The sequence below is a fragment of the Staphylococcus caeli genome, assembly GCF_051413795.1.
GTDB lineage: Bacteria > Bacillota > Bacilli > Staphylococcales > Staphylococcaceae > Staphylococcus > Staphylococcus caeli_A.
Map to the genome: position 1 here is coordinate 1 of NZ_JBOIRQ010000010.1, position 16226 is coordinate 16226.

Consider the following 16226-nt stretch of genomic DNA (forward strand, 5'->3'; position numbering starts at 1 on the left):
TTGATAAAAATAAAGAAAACGATAATTTCTACATTATTTCAATAGAAATTATCGTTTTCTGTTTAGTCAGAGACATTTATGTCCCAGCCTGTTTTTTTATTATATATTTAGCTATAGGTGCTCAATTATATGAGTTTTTAGTCCACTGATTAATATTTATTGATCAGATTTTCTAACGCCAGCTACACCATAATGAGATTTTTTCATTTCTTCAATAACAACATGAATTGCTTCTTTGTTTGCTCCTGTTGTTTTTTCTACAGCATTTGTTACTTCACTCACTAAATTTTTAAGTTGCTCATCAGAACGACCTTCTAATAATTTTACATTTACGATTGGCATATTTAATTCCTCCTCAAATATTTTAACTATAGTATAGCACGAAGATTCTAAATATTATAAATTTTTAATGATAGAACAAATGTTCTCAAAATAGTTGAAACAGAACAAGTGTTCTTATATAATGGAAGTACTTAAGGGAGGTTAGCTAATATGTATGATTATAATCTAGTGGAAGAAAGGGACATATTGTGTATAGATCAAAAAAGTTTTTTTGCTAGCGTATCCTGTATTCAAAAAGGGCTAGATCCTATGAAGGAAAAGTTAGCTGTTGTTGCAGACACGAAAAGACAAGGTTCAGTAGTGCTAGCAGCTACAGGACCATTGAAAGCATTAGGTGTAAAGACGGGGTCTAGGTTATTTGAAATACCACATAGAAATGACATATATATTATTAATCCAAGCATGCGAAAATACTTAGAAGTATCTATCGCAATATCTAAAATTGCATTGCGATACGTTGCACCAGAAGACTTGCATCAATATAGTGTAGATGAATTTTTTATGGATGTGACGCATAGTTATCACAGATTTAGTAGTACGGTGCATTCTTTTTGTCAAAAGTTGCAGTATGAGATTAAAGAAGAAACGGGTATTCAATGCTCTATTGGCATAGGCTCCAATATGTTATTAAGTAAGGTAGCGATGGATATAGAGGCTAAAAACACGGAAAGTTTAATAGCAGAATTTCGTTATCAAGATGTTCCAAAAAAACTATGGCCAATACAGCCATTAAGTAAATTTTGGGGGATTAATAGAAAAACTGAAATCAAACTGAATAAGAGAGGTATTTTTACAATTGGAGATTTGGCAAATTATTCTCATCACTATTTAAAAAAAGATTTTGGAATTATAGGTGTTGATTTACACTTACATGCTAACGGAATTGATCAAAGTAAAATAAGTGAGAAGTATAAAGTAACGAATCCGTCTATTTGTAAGAGTCAGATTTTAATGCGTGATTATCGTTTTGAAGAATCAAAAATCGTTATGCAAGAATTGATTGAAGATGTAGCAAGTCGTGTTAGAGCAAGAAACCAATTAGCTAGAACGATACATTTTTCATTTGGTTATAGTGAGGAAGGCGGTATAAACAAGCAGTATACATTAGAAGATCCTACTAATTTGGAAAGTCAGATTTTTAAAGTTGTTACGTACTTTGCTGATAAATTATGTGACCGAAATAGATTATTTCGTACGGTAAGCATCTCTTTGTCTGGATTTATAGATGAAGAAGATAGACAATTGAATTTATTTATAGATGAATATGAAAGAAAAAGAAGTGAAAAATTAGCCAAAACAATTGATGCATTACATCAAAAATTTGGAAGAGGAATTGTATCTAAAGCCTCTTCTTATACAGAAGCGGGCACTAAGCATGGACGTTTAGGACTCATGGCAGGACATAAAATGTAAAGTAACCGTATTGATAAGAAAAAACCAATCGCTATTTATCACGATTGGCCAAAAACAATATAAAAATTTTAATCAAAATAAGTGTCAAAATCACTCAACGCATCAGCGCCATCCTTACGATCTTGAGGATTTTTAAAACTAATACGCAAGGCACCATATATATCTTCACGCACTTCTAAAATTCTTAGGTTGCTTATAGAAATATTATGTAAACTTAGAATGTTTGTAACTTTGCTTATCATACCTGGTTTATCTGGAATATCCACATAGAGATCATACTCCACAGACAGTGCACCTTGTTGTTTAAGGGGAAGTTGATCACGATAGATTTTCGCATTGTTGAAAAAATCGTGAAGGTCATCAGGGCTATTCTGTTCAATTAAAGTAATAACATCAGCCATTTGTTGCTTCCACTCATTTAAAATCTTTAAAATTGTATTTTTGTTTTCAATTGTTATATCACGCCACATAATTGGATTACTGCTCGCAATTCTAGTGATATCTCTAAAGCCACCTGCAGCTAGTGTTTTAACCAGTGACGAATCATTAACATGTTGAGCATTTAAATGAACTAAACTAGAAGCAATAATATGGGGCACGTGACTAACAATGCCAGTAACAAAGTCATGTTCTTCTGCAGTTGTAGAAATGAATTTAGCACTTGTTGTTTCTAATAGCTGCTGCACTTCTTCAAAAGCTTTATCATTTTCAGACTCATTGTGTACTAAAATGTAAAAAGCATTTTCAAACAAATGCTTTTTCGCATTTAATACGCCTGACTTATGACTACCAGCCATAGGGTGGCCGCCAATTAAGTGTATATTATGTTCTAATAAAAATGATTCGTATTGTTGAATTGTTGATTTTGTACTACCTGTGTCAGTGATGATGACATGTTTTTTTAATTGATAATTGGGCAAATCTTGTAAGTATTTAACTGTTTGTTGAACAGGTGTTGCATAAATAATAATGTCTGCACTTTCAACGCTTGCTTGATAATTTGTTGATTGATAATCAATAATACCGATTGATAAGGCTTTATCTAATTGAGTAGTATCTGCATCATATGCAGTAATTTCAATATCATTATGATAATATCTTAAATTACTCGCCAGACTACCACCAATTAAACCTAAACCAACGAAAAGAATTTGTTTCATTATGCAAACCACCTCTATCTAAATTTTCAGAATAGTAACATTGTATAGTAGCACATACAATTTCGCAATACGAATAAAATTTGATTTATTAAAGAAAAGCGATAGGGAAAATGTGATAAAGTAATTATAAAGTAAAGAAAGTAATCAAAAGACAGGGGACTGGCTAAATTGAATATCAAAAATATTTTAATTGCGGGAGACTATGAATCATATTTTAAAAACTATTTAACTGAGTTAAAGCATTATAATTTGAAATTTAAGTTCATAGATAATATCTCCAGGGATGATTTAAAGTGGGCAGATGTCTATGTAGGTTTTGAACCAAGTCAGTTACTGCAACCATCTGACGTCAATTGGGTACATACATTTAATGCTGGTATAAATAATTATTTGACCTTGGAAGGCTGGGAAGAATCTAACACGTTGCTTACAAGGACAATTAGTGACTTTGGACAAAAAATGAGTGAATACTGTTTAAGTTATATACTTGCTGATTTGCAAAATCATAAACAGTTGGAAGAACAACAAAAAGAAAAAATTTGGGATAAGCAGGCGCCGCAAGCACTAAAAGATCAAACTGTAACTATATTTGGTACGGGACAAACAGGTCAAACGATTGCAAAAATATATTCAGCTTTAGGCATGATTGTATATGGTATTTCAAACAGTGGTTTAAATAAACCGTATTTCCAAAAAGTTGAGAAATTAGAAAAAAGTAAAGGATTAATTCAATCATCAAATTATATTATTAGTACATTGCCATTTACGTATAAAACAGAAAACTTATTTAATCAGTCGTTATTTGATACTTTAAATCAAGCATATTTTATTAATGTTGGACGAGGACAAGTAGTTGATCTAGAAGCGCTCAAACTCGCATTAGATAACGGTAATGTTAGACATGCTATCTTAGATGTATTTGAAATAGAGCCATTGCCAACTAATTCTGATTTATGGAATAGAAAAGATGTTACCATTACGCCACATGTTTCTGCGCTAACAGATATAGACGAAGCAGTAACGTGCTTTTATCAGACGTTAAAGCACATAGAAAATAATGAATCATTACAAAATCAGGTGGATTTTGAAAGAGGTTACTAAATACGGTAATCTAAGAGCTAAGTATTTATCATAAAATTAAAATTAGGAGGGGATTAAAATGACAGAATCAATTTATAATACGATTCAAGCACTAACAGAAATAAATAGTCCATCTGGTCATGCTGAAAAAGCGATTGAATATGTAAAAAATGAAGTGGAAGCTTTAGGCTATGCTACACAATTAACGAATAAAGGTGCATTATTAATCACAGTACAAGGCGATAATGATGAAGCTCAAAAATGTATAACAGCACATGTTGATACACTTGGCGCTATGGTCAAAGAAATAAAAGAAGATGGGCGCTTGGCTTTAGATTTAATAGGTGGTTTTCATTATAACGCAATAGAAGGGGAATATTGTGAAATTGAAACTTCAGCAGGACAAATATACACAGGTACAATTTGTTTGCATGAGACAAGTGTGCACGTATATCGCAATAATAATGATATCGCTAGAAGTAGCGAGCATATGGAAGTGAGACTAGATGAAAAAGTTTACTCTAAATCTGACACTGAAAGTTTAGGAATAGATGTTGGTGACTTTATAAGTTTCGATCCTAGAACACAACTTACTTCATCTGGATTTATAAAATCACGCCATTTGGATGATAAAGCGAGTGTTGCTATGATCATAGAATTTTTAAAAACAATAAAAAATGAACAGTTAACCTTACCTCATACAACACAATTTTATATCTCAAACAATGAAGAAATTGGATATGGTGCGAATGCCTCCATTTCACCTGAAATTGTAGAATTTATAGCTTTTGATATGGGAGCACTTGGAGATGGGCAAGCTTCCGATGAATATACTGTATCAATTTGTGCGAAAGATTCCTCTGGTCCATATCATAAAGGGTTACGGGAACATCTAGTGAATTTATGTAAATTAAATAATATTCCATATAAAGTTGATATATATCCATACTATGGTTCAGATGCTTCGGCTGCTCTAAAAGCTGGCGCAGATATTAGACACGGTTTGTTTGGCGCAGGTATCGAATCATCTCATGCCCTAGAACGCACACATATGGATTCTATCAAAGCAACACAATCACTATTACATGCATATTGCTTAGCACCAATAACACAAAATAAATAATAGCAAGCTGACTAATTAGTAAAGGATTATAGGCAAAGAAATCGCAGTATACTAGTATAATGATTTAGAAAGTAATAAGATTTAATTTATAATAACTCATTATTGAAATGATTGAAGTATTGGAGTAAAAAGAAAATGAAAAAGCCGAGTTTAAGAACGGTACTATTAACTGTATTTTGGCTATTAGTAGTATTGTATGCACTTTATGTGACATTTGCAGATCATAAGTTTGAATATCATCCAATTATATTTCTATTCTTATTTGCTATTGGTGCAAATTTAATCAAGAAAGTAGCTCCAAAAGAAAAATATGAAGAAATTCAGAAAAAGAAAAATCAATTATAATGAAACCTTATTGTTATAAGGTTTCACGAAAATATAAACACTTCTTAAAAGTTCATTAATCTAAAATTTGGAAATTATTTGTTGACAAATTATAATTTACCTAGTACGATTCTACTTAATTACTTTACGCAACGAAAGTTGTCGTTTGAAAGATAATGTAGCAAATATGTGAAGTAGCAAAAAGAAAGCTAATGGTTGATGCAAATTAGCACTGCATATTTCGTGAATTGGGCTTTTAAATGTAAAAAATTAATAAATTTAAAGTGAACAAATTATTTGTTAACTAAGGTGGCACCACGGTAACGCGTCCTTACAGCATGCGTTAGTGTGGTGTTTTTTGTATTCAAAATAAGTAGCATAAGAAAACAAAATGAAGTAAGTAGTGATTGGGTAGTTACAGAAAGTTAGTGGTTGATGCGAACTAACACCTACATTTACTGAAATTGGGTTTTGTTGGATAACAATAGCATATAATAATGAGTGAGTAGTTAATAAAAATTTTAATTATACTACTAATGATAGGTGGTACCGCGCGTCAGCGTCCTTAACAAATGTTAAGGATGCTGATTTTTTTTATGAGGAGGAAAGTTTAATGAAAGTATGTTATCAAAAATTAAATGCAGAGGTGACTCCGGAGGCACTGGCTAGATTAAGATCCAAAAAAATTATATTGGAAAGCTCAGATCAGTCAAAAATGAAAGGGCGTTATTCAATTGTTGTATTTGATACGTATGGTTCAGTGACATTGGATAATAATGAAATGCATGTAAATACACTACAAGAATCTAGAATGGAACAAGAGCAACCGTATCTAAAAATGAAAGAACTCATAGACCATTATAGAGCTGATATAGAAGACGAAACATTGGCACAACTACCATTTATTTCTGGATTTTTAGGATCATGTAGCTTTGATTTAGTAAGGCATGAGTTCCCAATTTTAAAGCAAATAGATTTGAAGGATCATCTGCAACATGATGCTAAATTCTATATGGTTGAAGATGTATATGTATTTGATCATTACAAAGAACATTTATATGTTATTGCTACAAATTTATTTTCAAATCAAGATGAACAACAATTAGCAATGCGTGTTAAGCAACGTGTCGATGAATTACAAAAAATAAATATTTACCCGTCTTATCGCGCACATTCTGTTAAGAATAAACAAATTCAATCTAATGTGACAGCAACGCAATTTATCGATACAGTTAAAAAAATGAAGACATTGATTCAACAAGGCGATATGTTTCAAGTTGTACCTTCTATTATATATAGCTATACACATGGATTTGGACATCATATTCAGCAATTATCTTATCAATTGTACCAAAATTTGAAACGGCAAAATCCAAGTCCATATATGTATTATATGAATATGGATGACGATATTATAGTTGGTAGTTCACCAGAGAGTTTTGTGAAAGTTCAGGGACAAACTGTAATGACAAATCCTATCGCAGGTACGATTAAAAGAGGTGCTACAAAAGAGGAAGATAATGCGAATGAAATGAAGCTCAGTCACGATGAAAAAGAACTCAGTGAGCATAGTATGCTTGTAGATTTAGGAAGAAATGATATACACAGAGTGAGCGCAACAGGTACTTCAAAAATACAAAAACTAATGACTATTGAACGCTATGAACATGTCATGCATATCGTGAGTGAGGTCACTGGACAACTAGAAGAACATTACTCACCAATGTCAGTAATTGCAAGTTTATTACCTACTGGTACTGTTTCTGGCGCACCTAAACTTAGAGCGATTCAACGTATTTATGAAGCACAACCACAGAAACGTGGTGTATACAGTGGAGGGATAGGTTATATCAACTGTAATCATGATTTAGATTTGGCTTTAGCCATACGTACAATGATGATTGATGAGACACATATTCATGTAGAAGCTGGGTGTGGTGTGGTTTATGATTCAATACCAGAGAAGGAATTGGAAGAAACCAAATTGAAAGCCAAAAGTCTACTGGAGGTAACGCCATGATATTAGTCGTTGATAATTATGATTCTTTTACGTATAACTTGGTAGATATCATTAAACAAAAAGAGGTAACCATAGTTAAATATCCGGATGATTCAAGTATATTTGATTTGAATGACATTGAAGCGCTAGTCATCTCTCCGGGTCCTGGACATCCAATGGATTCACCGCTGTTGATGAATATAATAGAACACTATAAAGATAAACCGATATTGGGAGTTTGCTTGGGTGCACAAGCGCTAACTTGTTATTACGGTGGTGATGTCGTTCAAAGTGACAAAGTCATGCATGGTAAAAAAGATTGCATGCAGGTCTTAAGCGATACAAAATTATATGTAGAAATTCCAGAATATTCTGAAATAATGAGGTATCACTCACTTATTAGCAATTCAAAAACGATGCCTCAATCATTAAAAATAACTGCGCAAACCTCAGATTGTATTCAGTCTTTCGAACATAAAGACCATTTACATTATGGAATTCAATATCATCCAGAATCGTTTGCAACTGAATATGGCGAACAAATTATAAATAACTTTTTAAAAATTATTAAGGAGGTACGACGTGATGACGCTACAGACACGCTTACAACAACATAAAACACTTAATCAGCAACAGATGAATGAATTTATTAATATTTTAATTGCTACTGATGTTGATAGAGATACAAAAGTTAAATTACTCTCAGCATTTTCAGAAAAAGAAATTACACAAGCTGAATTGACTTATATTTCTAAAAGTTTGATTCACTCCATGTATCAAGTGCAACCATATATTGAAGGCGGCATGTGTGTCTGTGGGACAGGTGGAGATAGATCAAATAGCTTTAACATATCAACGACCGTTTCTTTTGTCATTGCTAGTGCCGGTATACCTGTCATCAAACATGGAAACAAGAGTGTTACGTCGTCTTCAGGTAGTACGGATTTATTAAATGCAATGCAAATTAAGACGAGTTCAGTACTAGAAACATCAGATGCTATTAAACGTCATAGCTTAGTATTTTTAAGTGCAACAGAAACTTATCCAATTATGAAAGAAATTCAGCCGATTAGAAAAGCGCTTAGTCATCCTACTATCTTTAATATTACTGGACCGATGATTAATCCATTCAAATTAGATTATCAAGTGATGGGTGTGTATGAAACTACTAATTTAGAAAAAATTGCAGAAACATTAGCAGATTTAGGACGTAAAAGAGCACTTGTTGTACATGGTGCAAATGGTATGGATGAAGCAACATTATCAGGTGACAACATCATTTATGAAGTAAACAATCGACAAGAAATAACATCATACACATTGAATGCCCAAGACTTGGGGTTAGCTTATGCATCAAACGAAGCTTTGGTGGGAGGTACGCCAGAAGACAATTTGGAAATTACCAAAAATATTTTAACTGGTAGTGATAGAAGTGCAAAAAAAGATGTTGTCGTACTCAATGCAGGTTTAGCACTATATATTGCTGAAAAAGTAAATACAATTCAAGCAGGTGTTGATAAAGCCCAATATTTAATTGAAAGTGGTAAAGCATTGGAACAGTACAATCAAATGGGAGGAAAGCATTATGACTATATTAGATGAAATTGTGTTATATAAGAAAAAATTGATAAAACAAGGCTACTATTCAGATAAATTGCAGTCGTTGAAAGAAGTGGATGTGTCTCATAAGATTACATTTCAAAAACAGATGCAAGATTCAACGCGATTGGTAGTCATTGCAGAAATTAAATCAAAGAGCCCGACATTAGATCGATTACCAGAAAGAAATTTAACACAACAAGTTAAGGATTATGAAGCATATGGAGCAAATGCTGTATCGATTTTAACGGATGAAGAATACTTTGGTGGCAGTTACGAACGCCTACAAGCATTGACTGTTGAAACGGATTTGCCTGTATTATGCAAGGATTTCGTAGTAGATAAAGTTCAAATTGATGTCGCTAAAAAAGCGGGAGCCTCCATAATATTACTCATAGTCAATGTATTAACAGATAAACAATTAAGCACGTTATATCAATATGCTACTGAGCAGGGATTAGAGGTACTTGTTGAAGTTCATGATAAGGAAGAACTGAATCGTGCACATCAATTAAAACCTGAAATTATAGGTGTGAATAATAGAGATTTAAAACGTTTTGTTACGGACGTATTGCATACGAATCAAATTTTAGAACAAAAAACTGACGACTATTACTATATTTCCGAAAGTGGCATACGAAATAAAGAAGATGTAGAAAATGTCGTAAATTCAGGAATAGATGGCTTACTAATCGGAGAGTCATTAATGAAATGTGATGATTTAAGTCAATTTTTACCGAGTTTGAAATTAGAAAAGGTGAAATAATGAAATTAAAATTTTGTGGATTTAAAACAATCGCGGATGTTCAAAATGCGAAGGATTTAAATATCGATGCGATAGGATTTATTCATTATAAAAAAAGTAAACGCTATGTCGATTTACAAACGATTAACCAATTCACACAAATTATCCCCAATACCATTGAGAAAGTTATAGTTGTCGTAAATCCAGATATCGATACACTTGATGCAATTATCGAAGGTACGGATGTTACAACTATTCAATTTCATGGCGATGAAACTCCCACAACGATTCAGTATATACGTGAAAATAGCAAAAACATCAAAATTATTAAAGCATTACCCGCAACGAATAGAAAAGAACTAAAAAAGAACATAGAGAAATATAAATCACTTGTTGACCAATTTATCATTGATACACCATCGCAAACGTATGGTGGAACTGGACAAGTATATGATTGGCAAATGCTAGAAGTGTTAGAAGATGTGGATTATTTAGTTGCTGGCGGGATGGATGAGCAAAATATACGGAAAATTAAAACCTTATCCCTAAATCACAGAGGATATGACATTGCAAGTGGTATAGAAACCAATCAAGAGAAAGATTTAACTAAAATGCATACAATCATTGAGTTAGTAAAAGGAGATTATAAAAATGATGAAAAATATACAAACAGAAGTCGATGAAAATGGATTTTTCGGAGCATATGGTGGTCAATATGTACCAGAAACATTAATGCCTGCAATACAAGAACTAAAACAGGCTTATCAAGAAGTAAAAGAAGATCCAGAATTTCAGAAAACATTAGATAATTATTTAAAGGAATATGTAGGACGAGAAACACCGCTTACTTTTGCACAGTCGTACACAGAAAAATTAGGTGGTGCAAAAATCTATCTGAAACGTGAAGATTTGAATCATACGGGTGCGCATAAAATAAACAATGCATTAGGGCAAGCGTTACTAGCAAAACGTATGGGTAAACGGAAATTAGTGGCCGAAACTGGCGCTGGGCAACATGGCGTTGCCAGTGCTACAGTTGCAGCATTATTCGATATGGAACTCGTAGTATTTATGGGCGAAGAAGATATTAAACGTCAATCATTAAACGTATTTAGAATGGAATTACTTGGTGCTAAAGTCGAAGCAGTAAAAGAGGGACAAGGTACACTATCAGATGCGGTTAACAAAGCATTACAATACTGGGTAAGTCATGTTGAAGATACACACTATTTACTAGGATCTGCTTTGGGTCCAGATCCGTTTCCAACTATTGTGCGTGATTTTCAAAAAATTATAGGTACAGAAATTAAATCACAAGTACAAGAAAAAGAAGGACGTTTACCAGATGCAATTGTAGCTTGTGTAGGTGGAGGTTCTAATGCAATTGGAACATTTTATCCATTTATTAAAGATGATGTAAAGTTATATGGTGTTGAAGCAGCAGGGGATGGCATTGAAAGTGATAAGCACGCATTGGCAATTAATAAAGGTAAAGAAGGCGTATTACATGGAACAAAAATGTACCTCATTCAAGATGATCATGGGCAAATTCAACTTGCACATTCCATTTCAGCAGGGCTTGATTATCCAGGTGTAGGACCAGAGCATTCATATTATCATGATATTGGAAGAGTGAAGTATGCAACTGCAAGTGATGAACAAGCCATGGATGCGCTTGTCAGATTTACAAAAGCAGAAGGTATCATTCCGGCGATAGAGAGTGCACATGCATTAAGCTACGTAGAAACCTTGGCACCAACGATGGGGAAAGATGAGGTTCTCGTAGTCACTGTATCTGGACGTGGTGACAAAGATATGGAAACAATTAGAAATTATATGAAAAAGGATGGTGAATCACATGCATAAACTATTTATTCCTTATGTCATGGGTAATAAGCAATTTATAGAAAATGTAAAAATTTTAAGTGATAATGGTGCAGATATTATCGAAGTAGGTGTGCCGTTTTCAGATCCTGTTGCAGATGGACCTGTGATTATGGAAGCAGGGAACAAGGCGATTCAGGAAGGTGTAACTGTCCAATATATTCTAGATCAGTTGACCAAACATCAAAGTGATATAAAAAGTGACTATGTATTAATGACTTACTATAATATTATTAATTTTTATGGTGAGGCTGCATTTTTAAAAGCATGTGAAACAGCGGGTGTCTACGGCTTGATTATTCCTGACCTACCACATGAATTAATTCAACAATTCAAAGAAAGACACCCTGATCGTAAAATAAATGTTATTTCATTAATTGCGATGACCACTTCTGAAACACGTGGTCATCAAATAGCTCAAGATGCAGAGGGTTTCATTTATACGGTAACAATGAATGCCACAACAGGAGAGAATGGCCACTTTCATCCAGAATTAAAGGAAAGGATTAATAATATCAAAGCGCATACACAAGTTCCCGTTGTTGCTGGATTTGGAATCCGCACACCGAATCATGTAAAAGATATTACGGAAGCATCTGATGGTGTTGTCATAGGTAGCGAAATTGTAAAACGGTTTGCTGAAGATGAACAGCAAGAGACGATTTCCTATTTACAATCAATTAGAGCGGAACTTAATTAAATTAGTTGCTCAATGTGTAATCACTAAATATAGGGGTAAGGATATTATGTAAGTATTGATGAAGAATGAAGTTCTTATTTCTATAAAGAGGTGACTTATTATGACTAAAAAAGTTTTATTTATTAATACAAGTAGAAGTCAATATGACGATGGAACACCAACTGGACTTTGGTTAGAAGAAGCGAGTGAACCATATAATATATTAACTGAAGCCGGCATTGGTGTAGACTTAGCTTCTATTGAAGGCGGCGATGTACCACTTGATCCTAATTCCACACAAAATAATGAGTTGAATACGTATGCTCAGTTTGTCGATAAGTTAAAACAATTACCAAGCATAGCGGATGTCGATGTGACACAATATGATGCAGTATATCTACCTGGAGGACACGGTACGGTATTCGATTTCGCGCATAATCAACAACTTGCTGCATTATTGGCAGATTTTAAAGCAGAAGGTAAAGTAATTTCATCAGTTTGTCATGGACCAAGTGCGTTTGTAGGTGCAAAAGACAAGCAAGGCAATTTCTTAATTAATGGCGTTACATTAACTTCATTTACTGATAACGAAGAGCGTACAATGGAGTTAGATAGTAAGGTACCATTCTTAACACAGACAGAATTAGAAAAACAAGGCGCTCAATTTGTAGCTCAGGATAATTTTACAGAGCATGTAGAAACAGATGCTCAGTTTATTACTGGTCAAAATCCTCAATCAAGTGTAGCTATCGGCAAAGCATTAAGAGACGCACTATTATAATTGAATCAACTTTAACAAAAACCGGAGTCAGTCAAAGAACTGACCCCGGTTTTATTTTGGATACTAAAAATGAATAATTGCTTATGCTTTGTTAAAATAAAAGTAGTGATATAATGAAACAATACATAAAATATAGCTTTAAGCATAAGTAATGCGTATTATGTGTAGACTATTGATTTAGTTTTACAAATGAATATTGTATAATAATCAAGGTTAAGAATAAGACTCGAAAAAGAATTATAGATAATTAGGAGTATATAAAAATGAAATTTACGAATTTAACTGCAAAAGAATTTGGCACATTTACTGATAAAATGCCTAACAGCCATTTCACACAAATGGTTGGGAACTATGAATTGAAAATTGCAGAAAGTACAGAAACACACTTGGTTGGAATAAAAAATAATGATAACGAGGTTATTGCAGCTTGTTTATTAACTGCAGTACCAGTTATGAAGTTTTTTAAATACTTTTATACAAATAGAGGACCAGTGATTGATTTTGAAAATAAAGAACTAGTCCATTATTTCTTTAATGAATTGTCTAAATATGTTAAAAAACATAATGCGTTGTACTTACGTGTAGACCCATATTTAGCATATCAGTATCGTAATCATGATGGAGATGTATTAGCGAATGCAGGTCATGATTGGATATTTGATAAAATGAAACAACTAGGTTATAAGCATCAAGGATTTTTAACAGGTTTTGATCCAGTGATTCAAATTAGATTCCATTCAGTTTTAGATTTAGCAAATAAAACAGCTAAAGATGTGCTTAATGGTATGGATAGTTTACGAAAGCGTAATACTAAAAAAGTACAAAAAAATGGTGTGAAAGTTAGGTTTTTAGGCGAAGATGAACTACCAATTTTCCGTTCATTTATGGAGGATACTTCTGAAACGAAAGATTTTGAAGACAGAGACGATGATTTTTACTATAACAGACTAAAATATTATAAAGATCGAGTGCTTGTTCCGTTGGCTTATATGGATTTCAATGAATATATTGAAGAATTAAAAGCTGAACGTGAAGTATTAAGTAAAGATATTAATAAAGCGGTTAAAGAAATCGAGAAGAAACCTGAAAATAAAAAAGCGTATAACAAAAAAGAAAATCTTGAGCAACAACTTATCGCAAATCAACAAAAAATTGATGAAGCTATATCATTACAGGAAAAACATGGTAATGAATTACCGATATCAGCAGCATATTTTATTATTAATCCTTACGAAGTTGTATATTATGCAGGTGGAACAGCTAATGAATTTAGACATTTTGCTGGTAGTTATGCAATTCAATGGAAGATGATAAATTATGCGATAGATCATAATATTGATAGATATAATTTCTATGGTATTAGCGGGCACTTCACTGATGATGCAGAAGATGCAGGTGTTGTTAAATTTAAAAAAGGATTTAATGCAGAAGTAGTTGAGTATGTGGGAGACTTCATTAAACCAATCAATAAGCCAATGTACAAAATTTATACGACATTAAAGCAAATTAAAGATAGAAAGAAATAAACTTAATAGAAGGGAACTAAGCGAGAATGAAATTTACAGAGTTAACTGTCAAAGAATATGACAATTTTGTACAAAATCCAGCGTTAGAGAGTCATTATTTTCAAGTGAAAGAAAATATTGCAACAAGAGAAGAAGACGGATTTCAAGTTGTACTATTAGGCTTGAAAGATGATGATAATCAAGTGATTGCTGCTAGTCTTTTCTCAAAAATTCCAACGATGGGAAGTTATGTTTATTATTCTAATCGTGGTCCTGTCATGGATTATAACGATTTAGGTTTGGTGGATTTCTATTTACGTGAATTAGAAACGTATTTACAGCAACATAACTGTTTATATGTGAAAATGGATCCATATTGGATTTATCAAATATATGATAAAGATATTAATCCATTGCCAGATAGTGATAAAAATGATGCGTTGGTAAACTTATTTAAATCACACAAATATATTCACCATGGTTTTACTACTAAATATGATACATCAAGCCAGGTTAGATGGATGGGTGTGTTAAATTTAGATGGTGAAACACCTGCCACTTTAAAAAAACAATTTGATAGTCAAAGAAAACGTAATATTAATAAAGCCATAAATTATGGTGTGAAAGTTAGATTGTTATCTAGAGATGAATTTGATATCTTTTTAGAATTGTATCGTGAAACGGAAGCGCGTACTGGTTTTGTATCTAAAACAGATGAATACTTCTATAATTTTATCGATAATTATGGTGACAAAGCCTTAATACCACTTGCTTACATTGATTTAGATGAATATATTAATCAAACGCAAGAAGCAATTAATGAAAAAGAAACGCGTCGTGATCAAATGATGCAAAATGAAAACAAATCAGATAAACAATTGAAAAAAATTGCAGAAATCGATAGACAAATCGAACATGACAAAAAAGAATTGTTGGAAGCTAGTGAGTTAAGACAAACAGACGGTGCTATATTAAACTTAGCTGCTGGTGTATATTTTGCTAATGCATATGAAGTTAACTACTTCTCAGGTGGTTCATCAGAGAAATATAATCAATATATGGGACCATACATGATGCATTGGTATATGATGAATTATTGTTTTGATCATGGATATGGACGTTATAATTTCTATGGTCTTTCTGGAGATTTCACGGAAAACAGTGAAGATTATGGTGTATATCGTTTTAAACGAGGATTTAATGTCCAAATTGAAGAATTAATTGGAGATTTTTATAAGCCAATTAAAAAAACTAAGTACTGGTTATTTAATACATTAAATAATATTAGAAGAAAAGTTAAAAAATAAAAAGATAGCATACTGATTGCAATAAGCCCTGATCAGTATGCTATCTTTTGTTCTGGAGTTGGTTATATTAGGATGGCTGTCCAATATAACATCGAACTATAGTGTGGAATATTCTTAGATGTTAGACTTAGTTGCCTTCCACACTTCTTAGTATAGCATAAAATGCGTATCATGTAATATAGTTATATTATAATAAAAATATAATAAAAATTTAAATTAATATGTTTGGATATTGAAACGTATATAAATAATAGGTACAAAAAAACGCTAACTCAACTAAAGTTA

16 protein-coding genes are annotated in these 16226 nt (G+C 32.6%); 14 read left to right on the top strand and 2 right to left on the bottom strand.

Annotation, left to right across the window (positions count from 1 at the left end; genetic code table 11):
* Nucleotides 1-156: 156 nt before the first annotated feature.
* Nucleotides 157-342 carry a 2-hydroxymuconate tautomerase gene (locus ACSULM_RS06685; RefSeq protein ID WP_069996439.1) on the bottom strand — a complete coding sequence of 62 codons (186 nt, stop codon included), beginning with the start codon at nucleotides 340-342 and terminating at the stop codon, nucleotides 157-159.
* Between the two features lie 150 nt (nucleotides 343-492).
* Between ACSULM_RS06685 and ACSULM_RS06690 the strand changes: the two genes are divergently transcribed.
* The gene (locus ACSULM_RS06690) at nucleotides 493-1755 is read left to right on the top strand and encodes a Y-family DNA polymerase (RefSeq protein ID WP_436861549.1); all 1263 of its coding nucleotides are present in this window, start codon (nucleotides 493-495) and stop codon (nucleotides 1753-1755) included.
* A gap of 68 nt (nucleotides 1756-1823) precedes the next feature.
* Here ACSULM_RS06690 and ACSULM_RS06695 read toward each other — a convergent pair whose 3' ends face one another.
* Nucleotides 1824-2915, bottom strand: coding sequence for a prephenate dehydrogenase (locus ACSULM_RS06695; protein WP_436861550.1), 1092 nt, complete (start codon nucleotides 2913-2915; stop codon nucleotides 1824-1826).
* Between the two features lie 168 nt (nucleotides 2916-3083).
* Between ACSULM_RS06695 and ACSULM_RS06700 the strand changes: the two genes are divergently transcribed.
* From ACSULM_RS06700 to ACSULM_RS06760, 13 genes are all read left to right on the top strand, one after another.
* Nucleotides 3084-4016, top strand: a complete 933-nt coding sequence (locus tag ACSULM_RS06700) for a D-2-hydroxyacid dehydrogenase (RefSeq protein WP_436861551.1) — start codon at nucleotides 3084-3086, stop codon at nucleotides 4014-4016.
* A gap of 58 nt (nucleotides 4017-4074) precedes the next feature.
* Nucleotides 4075-5118: a M42 family metallopeptidase gene (locus tag ACSULM_RS06705; protein WP_436861552.1), complete on the top strand. Its 1044-nt coding sequence runs from the start codon at nucleotides 4075-4077 to the stop codon at nucleotides 5116-5118.
* Between the two features lie 135 nt (nucleotides 5119-5253).
* Nucleotides 5254-5463 carry a hypothetical protein gene (locus ACSULM_RS06710; RefSeq protein ID WP_436861553.1) on the top strand — a complete coding sequence of 70 codons (210 nt, stop codon included), beginning with the start codon at nucleotides 5254-5256 and terminating at the stop codon, nucleotides 5461-5463.
* Between the two features lie 592 nt (nucleotides 5464-6055).
* The gene (locus tag ACSULM_RS06715; protein ID WP_436861555.1) at nucleotides 6056-7462 is read left to right on the top strand and encodes an anthranilate synthase component I; all 1407 of its coding nucleotides are present in this window, start codon (nucleotides 6056-6058) and stop codon (nucleotides 7460-7462) included.
* Nucleotides 7459-8058 carry an anthranilate synthase component II gene (locus ACSULM_RS06720; RefSeq protein ID WP_436861558.1) on the top strand — a complete coding sequence of 200 codons (600 nt, stop codon included), beginning with the start codon at nucleotides 7459-7461 and terminating at the stop codon, nucleotides 8056-8058. The genes ACSULM_RS06715 and ACSULM_RS06720 overlap by 4 nt, the downstream gene beginning before the upstream one ends.
* Nucleotides 8027-9043 (top strand): anthranilate phosphoribosyltransferase, encoded by a 1017-nt coding sequence (gene trpD / locus ACSULM_RS06725; RefSeq protein ID WP_436861559.1) that lies wholly within the window; start codon nucleotides 8027-8029, stop codon nucleotides 9041-9043. Before ACSULM_RS06720 ends, trpD begins: the two co-directional genes overlap by 32 nt.
* On the top strand, nucleotides 9027-9806 hold the full coding sequence (gene trpC / locus ACSULM_RS06730) for an indole-3-glycerol phosphate synthase TrpC (protein ID WP_436861561.1): 780 nt from the start codon (nucleotides 9027-9029) through the stop codon (nucleotides 9804-9806). Before trpD ends, trpC begins: the two co-directional genes overlap by 17 nt.
* The gene (locus ACSULM_RS06735; RefSeq protein ID WP_436861562.1) at nucleotides 9806-10468 is read left to right on the top strand and encodes a phosphoribosylanthranilate isomerase; all 663 of its coding nucleotides are present in this window, start codon (nucleotides 9806-9808) and stop codon (nucleotides 10466-10468) included. Before trpC ends, ACSULM_RS06735 begins: the two co-directional genes overlap by 1 nt.
* On the top strand, nucleotides 10437-11651 hold the full coding sequence (gene trpB, locus ACSULM_RS06740) for a tryptophan synthase subunit beta (protein WP_436861564.1): 1215 nt from the start codon (nucleotides 10437-10439) through the stop codon (nucleotides 11649-11651). Before ACSULM_RS06735 ends, trpB begins: the two co-directional genes overlap by 32 nt.
* Nucleotides 11644-12369 carry a tryptophan synthase subunit alpha gene (trpA, locus tag ACSULM_RS06745; protein ID WP_436861565.1) on the top strand — a complete coding sequence of 242 codons (726 nt, stop codon included), beginning with the start codon at nucleotides 11644-11646 and terminating at the stop codon, nucleotides 12367-12369. The genes trpB and trpA overlap by 8 nt, the downstream gene beginning before the upstream one ends.
* Nucleotides 12370-12469: 100 nt before the next feature.
* Nucleotides 12470-13129 carry a type 1 glutamine amidotransferase domain-containing protein gene (locus ACSULM_RS06750; protein WP_436861568.1) on the top strand — a complete coding sequence of 220 codons (660 nt, stop codon included), beginning with the start codon at nucleotides 12470-12472 and terminating at the stop codon, nucleotides 13127-13129.
* Nucleotides 13130-13392: 263 nt separating this feature from the next.
* Complete coding sequence (locus ACSULM_RS06755) at nucleotides 13393-14655, top strand: aminoacyltransferase (protein ID WP_436861570.1); 1263 nt, start codon at nucleotides 13393-13395, stop codon at nucleotides 14653-14655.
* Nucleotides 14656-14681: 26 nt separating this feature from the next.
* Nucleotides 14682-15941, top strand: a complete 1260-nt coding sequence (locus ACSULM_RS06760; protein WP_436861572.1) for an aminoacyltransferase — start codon at nucleotides 14682-14684, stop codon at nucleotides 15939-15941.
* Nucleotides 15942-16226: the final 285 nt, after the last annotated feature.